At 61.8% G+C, this 14,040-nt stretch carries 14 protein-coding genes; 3 read left to right on the forward strand and 11 right to left on the reverse strand.

Annotated features, from left to right (window positions below; genetic code table 11):
- The first annotated feature begins 42 nt into the window (after positions 1-42).
- On the forward strand, positions 43-927 hold the full coding sequence (locus tag AB4Y42_RS12905) for an alpha/beta fold hydrolase (RefSeq protein WP_368694389.1): 885 nt from the start codon (positions 43-45) through the stop codon (positions 925-927).
- A 181-nt stretch (positions 928-1,108) separates the two neighbouring features.
- Here AB4Y42_RS12905 and AB4Y42_RS12910 read toward each other — a convergent pair whose 3' ends face one another.
- The 7 genes from AB4Y42_RS12910 to AB4Y42_RS12940 all read right to left on the reverse strand — a co-directional run bounded on the left by AB4Y42_RS12910 (position 1,109) and on the right by AB4Y42_RS12940 (position 8,232).
- On the reverse strand, positions 1,109-1,537 hold the full coding sequence (locus AB4Y42_RS12910) for a VOC family protein (protein WP_368694390.1): 429 nt from the start codon (positions 1,535-1,537) through the stop codon (positions 1,109-1,111).
- Between the two features lie 555 nt (positions 1,538-2,092).
- Positions 2,093-3,310, reverse strand: a complete 1,218-nt coding sequence (hmpA, locus tag AB4Y42_RS12915; protein WP_368694391.1) for an NO-inducible flavohemoprotein — start codon at positions 3,308-3,310, stop codon at positions 2,093-2,095.
- Positions 3,311-3,348: 38 nt separating this feature from the next.
- Positions 3,349-4,149: an enoyl-CoA hydratase gene (locus AB4Y42_RS12920; RefSeq protein ID WP_368694392.1), complete on the reverse strand. Its 801-nt coding sequence runs from the start codon at positions 4,147-4,149 to the stop codon at positions 3,349-3,351.
- Positions 4,150-4,168: 19 nt separating this feature from the next.
- Positions 4,169-5,395 carry a CaiB/BaiF CoA transferase family protein gene (locus tag AB4Y42_RS12925; protein ID WP_368694393.1) on the reverse strand — a complete coding sequence of 409 codons (1,227 nt, stop codon included), beginning with the start codon at positions 5,393-5,395 and terminating at the stop codon, positions 4,169-4,171.
- A gap of 29 nt (positions 5,396-5,424) precedes the next feature.
- Positions 5,425-6,204: an enoyl-CoA hydratase-related protein gene (locus tag AB4Y42_RS12930; RefSeq protein WP_368694394.1), complete on the reverse strand. Its 780-nt coding sequence runs from the start codon at positions 6,202-6,204 to the stop codon at positions 5,425-5,427.
- Between the two features lie 225 nt (positions 6,205-6,429).
- Positions 6,430-7,392, reverse strand: a complete 963-nt coding sequence (locus tag AB4Y42_RS12935; RefSeq protein ID WP_368694395.1) for a 3-hydroxyacyl-CoA dehydrogenase NAD-binding domain-containing protein — start codon at positions 7,390-7,392, stop codon at positions 6,430-6,432.
- 21 nt (positions 7,393-7,413) lie between these two features.
- Positions 7,414-8,232, reverse strand: a complete 819-nt coding sequence (locus AB4Y42_RS12940) for a 3-hydroxyacyl-CoA dehydrogenase (protein ID WP_368694396.1) — start codon at positions 8,230-8,232, stop codon at positions 7,414-7,416.
- 390 nt (positions 8,233-8,622) lie between these two features.
- On the opposite strand from AB4Y42_RS12940, the gene AB4Y42_RS12945 reads away from it, so the two are divergent.
- Positions 8,623-9,918 (forward strand): NAD(P)/FAD-dependent oxidoreductase, encoded by a 1,296-nt coding sequence (locus AB4Y42_RS12945; RefSeq protein ID WP_368688983.1) that lies wholly within the window; start codon positions 8,623-8,625, stop codon positions 9,916-9,918.
- A gap of 145 nt (positions 9,919-10,063) precedes the next feature.
- Here AB4Y42_RS12945 and AB4Y42_RS12950 read toward each other — a convergent pair whose 3' ends face one another.
- The 4 genes from AB4Y42_RS12950 to AB4Y42_RS12965 form a co-directional block, all read right to left on the reverse strand.
- Positions 10,064-10,336, reverse strand: a complete 273-nt coding sequence (locus AB4Y42_RS12950; RefSeq protein WP_368688984.1) for a DUF3331 domain-containing protein — start codon at positions 10,334-10,336, stop codon at positions 10,064-10,066.
- A 44-nt stretch (positions 10,337-10,380) separates the two neighbouring features.
- Positions 10,381-11,364 carry a cytochrome d ubiquinol oxidase subunit II gene (cydB, locus tag AB4Y42_RS12955; RefSeq protein ID WP_368688985.1) on the reverse strand — a complete coding sequence of 328 codons (984 nt, stop codon included), beginning with the start codon at positions 11,362-11,364 and terminating at the stop codon, positions 10,381-10,383.
- A 33-nt stretch (positions 11,365-11,397) separates the two neighbouring features.
- Positions 11,398-12,792 (reverse strand): cytochrome ubiquinol oxidase subunit I, encoded by a 1,395-nt coding sequence (locus AB4Y42_RS12960; protein ID WP_368694397.1) that lies wholly within the window; start codon positions 12,790-12,792, stop codon positions 11,398-11,400.
- A gap of 104 nt (positions 12,793-12,896) precedes the next feature.
- Positions 12,897-13,292 carry a potassium channel family protein gene (locus AB4Y42_RS12965; RefSeq protein ID WP_368694398.1) on the reverse strand — a complete coding sequence of 132 codons (396 nt, stop codon included), beginning with the start codon at positions 13,290-13,292 and terminating at the stop codon, positions 12,897-12,899.
- Between the two features lie 197 nt (positions 13,293-13,489).
- Here AB4Y42_RS12965 and AB4Y42_RS12970 point away from each other — a divergent pair, with 197 nt between their 5' ends.
- Positions 13,490-14,035 carry a lecithin retinol acyltransferase family protein gene (locus AB4Y42_RS12970; protein WP_368688988.1) on the forward strand — a complete coding sequence of 182 codons (546 nt, stop codon included), beginning with the start codon at positions 13,490-13,492 and terminating at the stop codon, positions 14,033-14,035.
- Positions 14,036-14,040: the final 5 nt, after the last annotated feature.

The raw sequence follows: 14,040 nt of genomic DNA on the forward strand, positions 1-14,040 counted from the left end.
GTCGAGCTATCGTGGGACTTCCCTGTTTGCACGAGGAACACCATGAACACCTACCAACACGTCGCCACCGGGCGGCTCGACATCGCCTGGCTCGAATGGAACCCGCAGGGGGCGCGCACCGCGGTGCTGGTGCACGGCTGGCCGGACAGCCCCCAGTGCTGGAAGACCGTCGCGCCCATTCTGGCCGATGCGGGTTACCGCGTGCTAGCGCCGGCGCTGCGGGGCTTCGCGCCCACCCGGTTCCGCGATACGGCCACGCCACGCAGCGGCCAGTTGTCGGCGCTCGGCCGCGATCTTCTGGATTTCCTCGACGTGCTGGGCGTTGAGCAGCCGGTACTGGTGGGCCACGATTGGGGCGCACGCGCGATCGCGAATGCGTGCGGCCTGCGCGACGGCGTGGCTTCTCATCTGGTGATGCTATCGGTCGGATACGGCACCAATGATCCGAACCAGATCCTGACCCTGCAGCAGGTGCGAAACTATTGGTACCACTGGTTCATGGCAACGCCGCGAGGCGCACGGGTGGTGCGGGACGAACGTGAGGCTTTCGCCCGGCAGATGTGGGATACCTGGGCGCCGGCCGGCTGGTACGCGCCGGCCGATTTCGACGAAGCGGCGCGGGCATTCGAGGGCGACGATTGGGCGGAGGTCGTGCTCCATAGCTACCGGCACCGTTGGGGCTTTGTCGAAGGCGACCCCGCCTATGCCGAAGATGAGGCGCGTCTGAATCCCGCGCCGAGGCTGTCGGTCGCAACGTTGGTCCTGCACGGCGGAGCGGACACTTGCAACCATCCTGATAGTTCCGGCGGGCGGGAGTCTTTTTTCCTTGGGCGGTATGAGCGGGAGGTACTCGATGGCGTTGGCCATTTCCCGCAGCGCGAAGCGCCCCGCGACGTTGCCGATGCGATTTTGCGGTTTTGTCGATAGGCGTTGCGCGGAGGGGGCCTGGCGGCGGGCACTTGGCGGCCCGTAGTTGCCTTTCGGCAAGTCAGATAGCTGCCGCTCAACGCCAAGCTCAGCGGCAGCAGGTCGCTGCTGCAGGCTTCTCCCTCATGTCATCCCGATCGGCCAGTTTCTTGTATTTGGGAGGGCGTCCGGATATGAATTGTCAGGCCTCTTGCTCATGCAACCATGGCGCAAAGCTCAAACCGACCAGCAGGCCTTCGGGGCTGATGAATCTCGCTATTGTTTGCCCCCAGGGTTCTGTCCTTGCCTCATGAATAAAATCTTGACCCTTTGCTTTCATTTCCTGAACTGCTGACTCTACCGCCTTAGCATCCGCCAGTTCGAAGTCAATGGTTGCGGTTGGCTCTGGAATAGAGGTTGGCCACTCATCTTGCCCGAAGCATGACTGAGCGGCCATATTCAGAGGCCACACACCAAAGTGATTGGCCCCAGGAAACTTGTCCATGAAACGATAGTCGGGATGTTCGTCATACCGCTCAAGCGGTAAGCCAAGTTTCTCCTGATACAGGGATGCACTTGCATCCGGTTGCTTTGTGATCGCAGCGAACCCAGCAATGCATTTGATATCCATTGAAACTCCTGTGCCTCTGCCGAAGCCTGACTGTTCATCAAGCAGGACGGCTTGCGCCGTCCTGTGTCGCGGAGAGCCGTTACGCAAGGATAGTTATCCGGCCACAAGCCGCATATTTTCGAGAGGCCGACCGATTTAACAGGAAACGTAAGAACCGGCGGAGATGGGCGATCGCCCCGCAAACCCCTCTAGCGCTCAGTATAGGCGGCGATAAGTGGTAGCTCGACTGGCTTTTGCTCGTCTTGGGAAAGAAGGTCGGATAGTTCAGACGCGGAGAGGCGCTTCATCTTCTTTTCGAGCTTGCGATCGTATTGCCGGTCGTTGGGCTCTGTGGCCTGAGCGTTGCGGGCGTCACTATCCCTGCGCCATGACGGGAGAGGCGGGTATGCGACGCATACTGCGGCCCCGTTCAGGCGCGATGTCTGGATGCAACGTGCTGAAACGCTCGAGCGATTGTCGAGCCGCAGGGAGTTTGAAAGCGGCCTACTTCTCGCAAACAATGGCCGAGACCAGCATCGGTCTGGCCGGCCCGACAGCAGCCCGCCGTATCGAAGCTCAATTCAGCGCTTCGGCGGGGCCAAAGAACTCGTATCGACTTCTCTCCTCGGGTACGCCCAGTTCGTGCAGTGAGCGCTTGATGAAAGCCATGAACGGTTTCGGACCCAGGAAGTAGGCGTCGAGGTCGTCGGCGGGCGGAAGCCACTGTCGCAATTGCTCCAGGGTTGGCCGGCCCACTCCGTCGGGAACATGCTCGTTGGTGACCTGCCCGTCGGAGGCTAGCGCCCCCCGTGCTTCAGTCTCTTCATAGACGACGTAAGACTTCAGCCGTGGAAAGCGGGCATGCCACGCCTTGAGTACATCGGCGAAGGCATGCACCAGCGCGTTGCGCGCATAGTGGATGAAAACGACGTCCCGCTTGTTGCCGTCCAGAGCCGCTTGCGCCATGGCCAGCGTTGGTGTGATACCCACGCCCCCACTGATCAGTACAAGCGGCCGGTCACTATCGCGGAGGGTGAATTCGCCAGCAGGCGGAAAGAGCTGTAACACGCTTGCTTCGGGAACCTCGTCGTGCAGGTAGTTCGATGCGACGCCGTTGGGCTCGCGTTTGACGCTGATCCGGTAGCTATGTCCGTTAGGTGCTGCGGAGAGCGAATAATTCCGGCGGAGTTCTTCGCCGTTCACGTTCAGACGAAGCCCGATGTACTGGCCAGGCGCGAAATCGAGCAAGGCGCCGCCATCGAGCGGCTCCAGATAGAACGAGGAGATCTCTTCGCTCTCCTTGACTTTGCGGACCACGCGGAATGCGCGCTCGCCTCGCCATCCGCCCGGCGCGCTGGCCAGCGCGTCGTAAGCTTGACGCTCGGCGCTCATCAGCATATCGGCAAGCTGCTGGTACGCCACACCCCATGCCTCGATGACGGCGTCGGTCGCAACGTCCGGACCCAGCACCTCCCGAATGGCGCGCAGCAGGCAGGTGCCCACGATCGGGTAGTGCTCGGGCTGGATTTGTAGCGCAACGTGCTTGCTGACGATACGAGTCGCAAGCGGGCCAAGCGCCTCGAGGTGGTCGATGTTGCGCGCGTATGTGAGGACGGCGTTGGCAAGCGCCCGTTGCTGGGAACCGCTGGCCTGGTGAGTCTGGTTGAACAGCGGGCGCACATGCGGATACCCGTCGAGCATGAGCTTGTAGAAGTATCGTGTCAGGGCTTCGCCGCCCGATTCCAGCAGCGGAACGGTGGCCTTGATGATGTCGCGTTGGCTGTCGGTCAACATATGAATCTCGCTCAAAAGGGGGGCGTTGGAGGCAAGGACTACTTGGCCACCGGTTGCTTTGGAATCTTTGTGAAATCAGGCGGACGTTTCTCGAGGAAAGCCGATAGCGCTTCCTTCGCCTCTGCCGAGCCAACCCGCACCATGAACTCCTGGTTTTCAGCGGTCACGGCCTCGTTGAGCGGGTCGATAACAGCCTGCTTGATCAGTCGTTTGCTGGCCAGCAGCGCGCCACCCGGTTTTGCAGCGAGCTTCCGGGCCGTTGCTGTGGCGGTCGCGAGCAGATCGCCGTCGGGCACCACACGAGTCGCGAGGCCCAACTCCACCGCTCGCTGCGCACTGAAGGGCTCACCCAGCAGGAACAACTCCGCCGCCCTGAGATGACCCACGCGAGCGGGTATCGAAAAGCTCGATCCAAATTCCGGAACCAGGCCGAGATTGATGAACGGCATCAGAAACTTCGCGCTTTCGCCCGCGTAGACGAAATCGCAGTGAGTCAGCATGGTCGTTCCACTGCCGACCGCCGCGCCTTGCACAGCCACGACGATCGGCTTGTCGAACGCGATGAGCGCCTCCATCAGGCGGCCCTGTGGAAAGTCGCCCGGCTTGGGCGGACGATCGAGAAAGTCCCCGATGTCGTTTCCCGCGCAGAACGACTGTCCAATGCCGTGCCAGAGCACAACGCGGACTGCGTCGTTTCCGGAGGCTTCGTTGAAGATATCCGCGAGGCGCGAGTACATATCGCCCGTCATGGCGTTTTTCTTCTCGGGACGATTGAACGCGACGCGAAGAACGCCGTCGTCAGTCGATTCGGTAATGATGTCACTCATGGGTTGCTCCAAACTTTCTGCCGCGCTTGTGTCAAGCGACTTGCGTGTTGATGCTCGGCACCGTGCCGGTTTCGCGCAAGCTGTCAATGTCCTTCGCATCGAATCCCAACTCGCGGAGGATCGCTTCGTTATGCTCACCAAGATCGGGCGCGCGCCGCGCCGGCACCTTGGCAACGCCATGCACCTGAATCGGATTGCTGATCGTCGAAGTCAGCTTGCCGCCTGCACCTTCGAGCGGAACGATGACATCGTTTGCGCGCAACTGCGGATCGTCGATGACCTCCTGAGGTCCGCGCACCTCGCCATACGTGACGTGTGCGCCACTGAATACGTCGTGCCAGTGAGTCATCGGTTGCGCGCCGAACACATCGTCGAGAACCGCTGTGAGTTGCGGCATATTCGAAGCCAGCTGCGCCGGGTCGGAAAACCGTTCATCGTTCAGCAGATCCGGGCGGCCGATGGCGTTCGCGACTGCGGCCAGCTTGTCGGGTGTCACGACGAGAACGAACCAGGTGCCGTCGGCCGCGCGGTACACGTTGAGCGCCGCATTCGCGGGATGCTTGCGATCGTGTGGCGGAGCGAACTTCGCGCCGGCCAACGCGGCCTGGATCGCGACGCTCGCCGACCAGACACCCGAGGCAAGGAGGGAAGTCGTGACGTAAGAACCAGCACCTGTGCGCTCGCGCCGGAATAGCGCGGTGACGATCGCGGCGTAGATTCCGAGCGCTGTTGCGTTGTCGCCGCTGCCGGCCACGGGCCAGGTCGGCGGTGCGCCGGCATCGCGCGTCATGGAGAGCAGGCCGCTTCGGGCCCAGAACGCCGTGATATCGAAGCCGGGCATTTCCGCATCCGGCCCGCTTTCGCCAAAGCCGGTGAGATCCGCATAAATCAGGCGCGGGTTCCAGCGCATCACGTCGTCGTATTCGAGCTTGAGTTTCTTGCGCGCGGGGTGGGGCGTATTGACGATGAACACATCCGCCCACGCGACAAGCTGCTGGAGGACCTGCTGCGCGCCGGGCGACTTCAGGTTCAGAGTCATGCTGCGCTTGTTGCGGTTGGCCAGATGCCATTGATACGGTTCGTCCGCCGCCGGCTGTGGCGCGATCTTGTGCCCATGTCGCCACGGGTCGCCGCCCGGTGGTTCGACTTTGATGACGTCGGCGCCGAAGTCCGACAGGATGACGGCGGCGCCCGGCGCCGCGACGAAGCTGGAAAAGTCAACCACTTTGAGTCCAGCAAAAATGTTGTCGCTTGCCATTGAATCTCTCCTGAATCGTGGCGCTTGTTTCATCGTCCCAGGAACTGCGGGGCGCGTTTTTCGAGGAAGGCAGACGTGCCCTCCCTTTTGTCCTCTGTCCCGGCGCACAGTCCGAAGCAGGAGGCTTCGAGGGCGAGACCCTCGCTCTGACCCGCGTCCAGTCCCTTGTTCACCGCTTCGAGCGATAGCTTCACGGCGACGGGGGCGTTCGAGGCGATCGTCTTCAGGATGGCTTCAGCGCGTCCAATGAGATCGGCCGCCGGAACGACCTCGTTAACAAGCCCGATGCGCCAGGCTTCCTGTGCGCTGATCGGCTCCGCGGACAGAATGAGTTGAAGTGCGCGGCCCTTGCCGACGAGGCGCGGCAGCCGCTGCGTGCCGCCGCCGCCGGGCAGCAAGCCGAGCTTGACCTCGGGCTGGCCAAGCTTTGCGTGCTCGGCGGCAATGCGAAGGGTGCACGCCATCGCTGTTTCGCAGCCGCCGCCGAGTGCGAAGCCGTTGATCGCCGCGACCACGGGCTTGCCAAGGTTCTCGATCAAGTCGAGCACGGCTTGCCCAAAGCGGCTCGACTGCGCCGCTTCGATCGCGCTCGCGTGCGCCAGCTCGCTGATGTCTGCGCCGGCGATGAATGCCTTGTCCCCCGCGCCGGTGAGAATCACGCCGCGCACGGCAGCGTCCTCGCGTGCCGCCTCGAAAGCCGTTCGCAGATCCCTCCATGTCTGCGTGCTCAGAGCATTGAGCACTTTGGGTCGGTTCACGCTTACGTAAGCGATCGCATCGCGCTTTTCGTACAGGACATTTGCGAGCATTACGACTTCTGCCGGTGAGGTATCAAGCACTGCTCGGGGTGAAGACGAGTCCGCCACGGTTGTCGATGACATGATTAGTTTTCCATATCGTTGGCGTGACGACGTGGATCTCACCGTCACGCCTGCGGTATTAAATGAACGCGCTGAACCCGGTGATCATCGTGAGACCGAACAGCATGATGGACGGCCCATCCGTCGTTTTCACGGGGGATACGCAGCTAAATATCACGATTGATATTTCTCCGGACTGCGAACATTACGACGCAGTTCGAGTAGACCGAGCAGAACTTCATCGCGCTGTGCCTCCAGCGTCTCGATGGAGCGCGACCCGGTCTCGGCGTGAACGCTGTCGACAAGCTTCTTTTGTACGTCGGGGCTCAGAACCGGCGTGCCGAGGGTCTTCCACCAGGCGGTCATGGGGCCGCTGAACTGCTGGAAGAAGTGCTCGATGCCGCCAGGGCCGCCGCCAAGATGGTTGAGCATCATGTTGCCCATTACGCCCCAGCGCAGACCCGGGCCCCAGGAGAGGGCCGTGTCCACATCGGCGGCGCTCACCACACCCTCGGCAACGAGGTAGTACACCTCGCGTGCCAATGCGGCCTGAAGCCGGTTTGCGACGTGGCCGGGCATTTCCTTGTTGACCCGCACCGTGCGCTGCCCGATCGACGTATAGAAATCCGCTACGCGCTGGATGGTCGCTTCCGAGGTCTTCGCACCGCCGACGATCTCGACGAGCGGGATCAAGTGGGGCGGGTTGAACGGATGCGCGATGACGCAGCGCTCGGGATGGGTCGCGGCGCCTTTCTGGATTTCGGTCATGGTGAGCCCCGATGAGCTGGATGCAATGATCACGTCGGGATGCAACAGCTCGTCGAGTTGCCCATAGAGCTTCTGCTTGAAGTCGATTCGCTCGGGTCCGTTTTCCTGTACCAGATCCGCGCCGGCGAGTGCTTGATCGAGCACGGGCGTGAACGTGAGGTTAGCGATCGCCGCCCCGGGCGTGAGGCCCAATCTCGTGAGCGCCGGCCATGCGGACTCCACGAATTTTCTCAACGACGCTTCCGCGTTCGGCGCGATGTCGGTAGCCACGACATGCAATCCTTTGGCGAGAAACAGCGCGGCCCAGCTCGCGCCGATCACGCCCGTGCCGATGATGGCGACGCGGCGAATGGGTTTGGTTTCAGTCATGTGATTTCTCCGATGTACGGGTCAGACTTCGGCGAAGGCAACGCCGGTGAGATTGCCTTGGGCATAGAGGAAGTTGCGCAGGTTGCTGCCGTCGAGCTGCGCGGAATAGACTGAGCCGCCCAGATCCGTAACGAACATGCGGTTACCGGCCACGTCGAGGGTGATGCCGATGCCTTCCAGCAGGTGGCTGATCACGATCTCGGGCGTCGTCGCTGCGTCGACCGGGGCGCGATTGACCGTGTTGCCGCGCGGGGGATCACCGCGGTCCGTCCAGTAAAGGACGCGATTCGCGCTGTCGAACTCGAGGTCGATCGGTTCCGGCAGATGATCGAACAGCACTTCGATGTCGGAGCGGGTGGCCGGATCTTCGCCATTCGGAATCTCCAGGTTCGCGCGGAAGATACGGCCCTGGTCGCCGTTGTCCGGGCCCTTTTGCGTCCAGTACAGCTTCCCTGCCTTGCGATCGACGGCGACGCCGACGCACCATTTGTTCTGGTCGTGCCGGTCGTTGTCGCCTCGGCCGGACTGGACCAGCGTTTCGACTTGCGAGCCGTCGCAGTTGGCGCGCATCACGCGCATGCCTTCGCGGTCGCACCAATAGAGCCTGGCGCCGTCCTTGTCGAGCTGGAGCTGCTTCGGCGTGTGCGTGACGCCTTGCGCGACGATGACCACGCGGTTGCTGCCGTCGAGGTCGGCGCGTTCGATCGAGCCGTCATCGGCGCTCAGGGAACTGCCCATGTTGGTCCAGTAGATGTGACCGGCCTCCGCATCCACTGCGATGCCGTCGGGTAGGCGGCATTCTGTGACGATCATCTTGCGGTCGCTGCCGTCCGGATTCATCGAATGAATCGAGTTGCTGCTCAATTCAAGGACAAACAATCGTCCCGAGGTAATCGTTCCCTGAGAACCGTTGCTTGAGATGGTGCGAGTCATAGTCATTTGGCATCCTTACCAGGTTTGAGCGATGTCGATTTTGGAAAGACCTTGCTCATGGACACCAACTTTATGAGGCATCGGCGCGCGGCTCAATTGCACGATGGTGTAACGACACCTTGGTGCAAGTGGAAAGGTTGGTTCAATCCTGCGCCCAAGGTGTAATTGCAGCTGATTGCTGCATACCCTAAGTTGCGCAGGTACCGATAGGTCTCATTGGCGCGGGCGCGATTGCCCAACCTGTGCGTTGCCATCGGCACGTATTGGAAATCGTTCTACATTCATTGAGTGCTTGCCATGAAAAAACCAGGTCGTATCGTTATCGTAGGTGGGGGAATCGCCGGGATTCTGCTTGCAACCAGGCTTGGCGACGGGCTGGGCCGTTCGGGTGCGGCGAGCGTCACGCTGATCGACCGAAGCCCCACGCATATCTGGAAACCGATGCTGCACACCATTGCGGCAGGCACGCGCGATGTGAATCAGCAGCGCGTGATCTATCTCTCTCATGCACGTGAACACGGCTTCACGTATCAACCGGGTGAGATGTGCGGACTGGACCGGCAAAGGCGTGAAGTCCAGCTTGCGGCGATCGAGGCGCACGAGGGCGGATTGATGCTCGAGCCGCGAACTGTGCCATACGACGTGCTGCTGCTGTGCATAGGCAGCCGTGCGAACGACTTTGGCGTGCCCGGAGTCATGGAGCATTGCCATCTGATCGACAGCCAGCAGCAGGCAGAGGCATTCAACGTGGCGTTGCGCGAGCGTTCTCTTCGTTCTGTGGTCAAGGATGAGGGACTCAGGGTGGCAATCGTGGGCGCCGGCGCGACCGGGGTGGAGTTGTCTGCCGAACTCAGTCACCTTTTCGAGCTTGCGGCCGGCTATGGCGATCCCGCGATCCGGGAGAGGCTGAGTTTGACGCTGCTCGAAGCCGGACCACGTGTGCTTCCCGCCTTCCCGCCGGAGATCTCGTCAGCGAGCCAGCAGCGACTCGAAAAGATTGGTTTTCGCGTCATGACCTCGACGGGCGTTTCCGCCGTTGAACCGGGCGGCCTGCGTTACGGAGACGGGAAGCTTGCGGGAGCGGATTTGATGGTGTGGGCTGCCGGTGTGAAGGCGCCTGATTTCATGAACCGGCTAGCGGGCCTCGAAACCAACCGGGCGAACCAGATCGTGGTGTCGGGCACGCTGCAGTCGCTACACGACGAAAATATTTTCGCGCTCGGCGATTGCGCTTCACTGACTCCGGAAGGTGCGCAGCGTCCGCTGCCTCCTACTGCGCAGGTCGCTGCTCAACAGGCGGAGCACCTGGCGCGCCATCTGCCGGAATGGATCCGTGACGACAAGCCGCTTCCGGGCTTCGCATTCCGGGATTTCGGTTCGCTCGTGTCGCTGAGCGAGTACGACTCCTTTGGCACGCTGGGGCGCTTTGGCTTGTTTCCCGGGGGGCTCATCCGGGGCAAACTCGCTCAGCTGAGCCACGCGATGCTGTACCGACGCCATCAGCAGGCGCTGCACGGTTTTCGCCGGGCGACGCTGCTCTGGACCGCCGAACAGATCAACGGGCTGGCTCAACCGGATATCCGGCTCGCTTGACGGGATTTCGTGGCACTACAGCCCTGCATATTTGCCGCTCTTTTGAGCGGCTTTTTATTCTTCGATGCAAGTTGTCTGGGGAAACGACGCTGCAGCGCAGCGTCGCTGATGAGGAGATGAATCCGGATTTCACGCAACGGCGCGCTCAATAGCCGAACGCTTCCACGGCGATCATCGCCGCTGCGTTCGAAGGGGCAGGGCGTTCGGCGGGACGAAAGACCGCATCGCCGCGACGGATTGTGCGTCGAGACACAACGCACACGCCAGACGCGCGCGCATGGCGGCGACGCCAGCGCTGCTCGCCATAATGGCATCGTCCGGGCTCTACCCAGCGAATGACGAGTATGTTTTCGGACCGTTCGAGGATTTCGATCTGGACTTGTGCGGTGTCTGCCGCGGCGTACTCTCTCGTCTTCATGGATTGCTCCTGGAATCGAGTCGTTTCGATGAATTCGCGTACCTTCACGCGCGGGTCGTGTCGATCACCTTGCCGCGGAAAACCGCGTACTGGTACAGGTTGTAGCCGATCATCACAGGGAACACGAGGCCAATCCCGATCAACATGAACGCAAGGGTCAGCGTGTCCGATGCCGCTTGCCAGATCGTCAGCCGACCGGGTATGAAGTCCGGATAGAGGCTGATGGCAAGGCCGGCGAACGACACCATGAAGAGCGTCACCGCCGCCCGGAAGGGCTGGCGCTCTCGTCCGCGATAGAGCGACGCGAGGAGCCACACGAACGAGAGGACCGCGAGCGCGCCAAGTACCGCAAGGGGGGCGAGGACGCCCGGCTGGAACCAGCGGGCATGGACCGCCACGCCGCCAAACCAGGTCGCTGCGGTGAGAACGATTGCGGCAGCCACGGTGAACTGCGCGCTCACCACGGCCAGCCGTCGCGCCCAACGCTGGATCGGGCCCGCCGCCTTCCTCGCGAGCCAGGTCGCGCCGAGCAGGGCATAGCCGCTGACAACCCCAACGGCTGTCACCGTGATGAACGCGGCGCTGGGGCCATCAGGCAGGAAGCCCGTGATTACCTTGCCGAGTACGATGCCCTGCGAGATGGCCGCGACGAGGCTGCCCACGCCGAACACGGTGTCCCAGAGCCTTCCGTGCTGCGAACTGTGGCGGAATTCAATGGCGGCGCCCCGCATGATCAGTCCGGCGATCATCGCCATGACGGGCAGATAAAGCGCTTGCATCAGGATCGCGTAGGCGGCGGGAAACGCGCCGAACAGGCCGCCGCCGACCACGACCAGCCATGTTTCGTTGGCGTCCCACACGTGACCGATGGTTTGAATCATCACGTCGTGGTCCTCGCGCTTTCTGCTCAGCAGCGTGAGCATGCCTACGCCGAGATCGAATCCGTCCGTCACGACGTAAAAGACCAGCATCAGGCCGATCAGGCCGAACCACGTGAGCGTAAGCAGGGTATGAGTCGTGCTGTCCATCGAACCATCTCCTTTCGGTTGGAGAACGAAGTTTCAGTATTCGGTCGCCGCCGGTTGAGGCGGGACGATGGTGGTCGCGGGCGGTGTGGCCGTGAGATCGGGGCCGTTCTTCAGCCAACGCCGCGCGAGAAGGAAGAATGTGATGAGCAACACGACGTCGAAAGCGAAGAACATCGCCATGCTGGCCGTGACGGATGAAGCGGGTACCGCCGATACAGCTTGACTCGTTCGCAGCAGGCCATACACGACCCATGGCTGGCGTCCTACCTCGCGCACGATCCATCCGGCCTCGACAGCGACGTAGGGCAGCGGGATGCACAGCACCCACGCGAGCAGGAGCTTGCGTTGCGCGACAAGGCGCTCGAGACTGCCGCGCGCCTTATGCAGTGCGTATGCGGTCCAGAACGCGAGCAGCATGAACGCGAAGCCGATGCCGGCCATCAAGCGGAACGCGTAGTAGAGAAGCGGCACCATGGGCGGCTGCTCGGCGCGGGGGAAGTCCGTGAGACCCGAAACGCGTCCGTGCAGCGTGTGCGTGCCGAGGATGCTCAGGAGTCCCGGTACTTCGATTGACCAGTCGTTACGCTGTTTTTGCTGATCGGGCCACGCAACGAGCGACCAGGCGGCGCCCGTGCCGGGCTTGTTGGTCTGCCAGTGACCTTCGATTGCGGCGCCTTTCGCGGGTTGCGTGGCGAACACGCTGGTGCCGCTCGAGTCTCCCAGCCAAACCTGAAGCGGTGTAATGAAGACGAGCACGGCCAGTGCGACCTTGAACGAACGCGCAAAGAATTCGGCGTGCCGTTGGCGGAACAGGTGGTACGCGGAGATGCCGGCGATCACGAACATGCCGGTTTCGATCGCGGCCGTCCACATGTGCGAGACGGCCCATACCATGTCGGGGTTGAAGATGGCCGCAAGATAGTCTGTTACGACGATCCTGCCGTTGATGACGGCGAAACCGGCGGGCGTTTGCATCCACGAATTGGCGACCATGATCCAGAATGCGGAAATGCTGGACCCGAGCGATACCATCGCTGTGGCAAACAGGTGGACGCCACGCGGCACGCGCCCCCAGCCGAGCATCATCACGCCGACGAATCCAGCTTCGAGCATGAACGCCATCGCGCCTTCGAAACCCAGGATGTTGCCGACGAACTGGCCACTGTACTGCGCAAAACCAGACCAGTTGGTGCCGAACTGAAATTCCAGCGGAATACCGGTGACCACGCCGACGGCGAAGTTCAGCGCGAGCAGCTTGCTCCAGTAGCGCGCATGGCGGTAGTACATCACGTCGCCGGTACGGATCCATAGTGTTTCGATGAGCAGCAGGAATGCAGAGAGACTGATGGTCAGGATCGGCCACACGATGTGGAAGATCGTCGTCATCGCGAACTGGGCTCGCGAAAGGTGGAGTACGTCAGTGAGCATGATGGCCTTTCCCGTCACGGTGTGCGAATGGCTGCATTTGAGCAACGCCAGCGTTGGCAGACGTTGCCCGTGCAGAGCCACTTTAGGCAGCGGGGGTGTGCGGCTCAATTGCACGATGGTGTAACGCAGTGGGCGCGGCGCGCTGCCTCCTGAACAGCGCGAACGAATGCGGCGGTGACCATACTCGTCACCAGTACTCCTTGCACGCCGATCAATACCGAATCGATCCGGCCGAGGAGCGTGGTGGGCACCACGTCGCCGTAACCGATCGTGAGTGCGGTGATCGTGCAGAAGTAGAGGGTGTCCCCAAACGAGGATGGCGTCCTGCTCCCCGTATCGATTGGGCCGCCGGCGTAGTACATGGCAGCCGATAGCAGTAGAAACAGCACAAATAGCGCTGCAAGCGGGGCACGCAGATACCAGAGGGTCCTCGCAAACTCTTCGAATACGTGGCTAGCCTTCAGTGGGGCATGCGTGGAATGCCTGACTCGCTCGTGCATGGATCAACTCCAGAAGGCTTCATCCGCAAAGTGAACGGTAGGCCGAAGGCGGTGCGGGGCGCCATTGCACGATGGTGTTAGCCGCACCCGCGCATGCCTGTAATGGCGCGGCCTGAACCCAAGGTGTAATTGCGGCTCGTCCGGGCACCCCCTAGATTGATTCGCATGCCGACACCCGCCGGAGCTGGAGCAAAGCCATGGACCGAGACCGCCGCCAATCAGGCAGTGAACGTGACCCACGATGCACGGCCGCTTGTACGCCTGCGGATGTCTCACTTGATGGATCGAATGGCGAACTCGCGCTCGGTGCCCACCTGGTCACGAAACGCCACGGCTACGAACATCACGGCATTTATGTCGGAAGCGGCAGGGTCATTCACTACGCGGGTTTCGCGAAGTTCGTGTATCGCGGCCCTGTCGAAGAAGTCCCAATCGAACAGTTCGCCGATGGTCACACCGTTTCTGTGCGCTCGCGTGAGCTTACGAGATATACAGGCGCGCACGCCGTGTTGCGCGCCCGCTCGCGGCTCGGCGAAAACCGCTATCGCCTGTTGACCAATAACTGCGAGCACTTCTGCACCTGGTGCGTGCTCGGTGAGAGCCGCAGCGAACAGGTCAATGCATGCCTCAGACATCCGTTCGCGGGCGTTCACGCGCTGCTGTGTCTCGTGAGCACCTTCATCGGCAACCGGAGCAAAACCGGTCACGCCGTGGTCGCCGCGAATCCTGTTACCCAACCTTGATGTAG

The organism is Paraburkholderia sp. EG286B (assembly GCF_040965655.1).
Taxonomy (GTDB): Bacteria; Pseudomonadota; Gammaproteobacteria; order Burkholderiales; family Burkholderiaceae; genus Paraburkholderia.

Excerpts from the sequence above, each read along its gene's own strand:
- AB4Y42_RS12905 (WP_368694389.1), top strand. The coding sequence starts at position 43 with ATGAACACCTACCAACACGTCGCCACCGGGCGGCTCGACATCGCCTGG.
- AB4Y42_RS12910 (WP_368694390.1), bottom strand. The coding sequence starts at position 1,537 with ATGGATATCAAATGCATTGCTGGGTTCGCTGCGATCACAAAGCAACCG.
- hmpA (WP_368694391.1), bottom strand. The coding sequence starts at position 3,310 with ATGTTGACCGACAGCCAACGCGACATCATCAAGGCCACCGTTCCGCTG.
- AB4Y42_RS12925 (WP_368694393.1), bottom strand. The coding sequence starts at position 5,395 with ATGGCAAGCGACAACATTTTTGCTGGACTCAAAGTGGTTGACTTTTCC.
- AB4Y42_RS12930 (WP_368694394.1), bottom strand. The coding sequence starts at position 6,204 with ATGCTCGCAAATGTCCTGTACGAAAAGCGCGATGCGATCGCTTACGTA.
- AB4Y42_RS12935 (WP_368694395.1), bottom strand. The coding sequence starts at position 7,392 with ATGACTGAAACCAAACCCATTCGCCGCGTCGCCATCATCGGCACGGGC.
- AB4Y42_RS12940 (WP_368694396.1), bottom strand. The coding sequence starts at position 8,232 with ATGAATCCGGACGGCAGCGACCGCAAGATGATCGTCACAGAATGCCGC.
- AB4Y42_RS12945 (WP_368688983.1), top strand. The coding sequence starts at position 8,623 with ATGAAAAAACCAGGTCGTATCGTTATCGTAGGTGGGGGAATCGCCGGG.
- AB4Y42_RS12950 (WP_368688984.1), bottom strand. The coding sequence starts at position 10,336 with ATGAAGACGAGAGAGTACGCCGCGGCAGACACCGCACAAGTCCAGATC.
- cydB (WP_368688985.1), bottom strand. The coding sequence starts at position 11,364 with ATGGACAGCACGACTCATACCCTGCTTACGCTCACGTGGTTCGGCCTG.
- AB4Y42_RS12960 (WP_368694397.1), bottom strand. The coding sequence starts at position 12,792 with ATGCTCACTGACGTACTCCACCTTTCGCGAGCCCAGTTCGCGATGACG.
- AB4Y42_RS12965 (WP_368694398.1), bottom strand. The coding sequence starts at position 13,292 with ATGCACGAGCGAGTCAGGCATTCCACGCATGCCCCACTGAAGGCTAGC.
- AB4Y42_RS12970 (WP_368688988.1), top strand. The coding sequence starts at position 13,490 with ATGGACCGAGACCGCCGCCAATCAGGCAGTGAACGTGACCCACGATGC.